1 protein-coding gene is annotated in these 942 nt (G+C 70.9%); it reads right to left on the reverse strand.

Annotated elements, in window-relative coordinates; translation table 11 throughout:
• Positions 1-36: 36 nt before the first annotated feature.
• Positions 37-942, reverse strand: a 906-nt coding sequence (locus tag ACRWND_RS30850; protein WP_431955280.1) for an IS701 family transposase, incomplete at its 5' end; no start/stop codon positions are given.

A 942-nucleotide genomic window follows, 5' to 3' on the forward strand; every position in this document is an offset into this window, starting at 1 on the left:
ACGGCAGCTGTAGTTCGTGATCTTTGCGGTTGGTGGTCATGTGGTGGCGGCTGCGGTGATGTGGTTCCAGCGGCGGTGGCAGGCGGCGGCGCGGTGCTGGTGACGGCGTCGCCAGCGTGACCAGTGCAGGACGTGCACCAGGTCGCGGCATGGCGCGGGCAGGATGGTGGCCCTGAGAAGGACAAGGAGCTCGGGTCGGGTGAGGGGGATCAGCTCGGTCTGGGACGACGGCTCGGTGGGGTGGTGGCGGGCGAGGGTTGCGGCCAGGAGGGCGGCGGCGATCAGGCTGATCAGGCTCCACCGCATCCAGGAGTTCCAGCAGGTCACCTGGCCTTGGTCGAGTCCGGTCAGGGACTTCGCGGCGCGGAAGTCCTCCTCGATCCGCCACCTCGTGCAGACCACCGCCACAAGGTCGTGCAGAGCGGCCGGCGTGGTGGAGTGGCAGCGGTAGAAGGACACCTCGCGGGTGTAGCGGTGGCGGCGGACGAGCAGGACGCTGTGGCCCGGCGCCTGTCCGGTCGGGGTGTCGTCGCCGGTGATGTCGATCATCGCCCAGTCGTAGTGGCGATCGCCCTTGGTGCCGTGTCCGGTCCGCAGCCGCTGCCAGGCCCGGCGGGGCAGCCTGGCCAGCAGGGCGGTGACGCTGAAACGCCCGGCTGGGGTGGTCACGTGGTGGCCCGCAGGAACGGCGATCGCGTAGTCGTAGCCCAGTTCGCGCATTCGGTATCGCAGTTCGCGTCCGCCGTAGACTTCGTCGGCGGCCACCCAGCGGGCGGGCAGTCCCGCGGCGCGGGCCCGGGCGAGCATGCCCGCGGCCAGCTCGGGCTTGGTGGCGAAAACCAGCTCGTCGGGCACGCCGGTCAGCTCGCGGCGCTCATCGTCGGCGGCCCAGTCCTTGGGCAGGTACAAGGCGCGGTCGATCAGGGCGTGCCCCGAACTGCT

It is taken from the genome of Actinacidiphila sp. bgisy167 (genome assembly GCF_965342175.1).
In the GTDB taxonomy this organism is placed as follows: domain Bacteria; phylum Actinomycetota; class Actinomycetes; order Streptomycetales; family Streptomycetaceae; genus Actinacidiphila.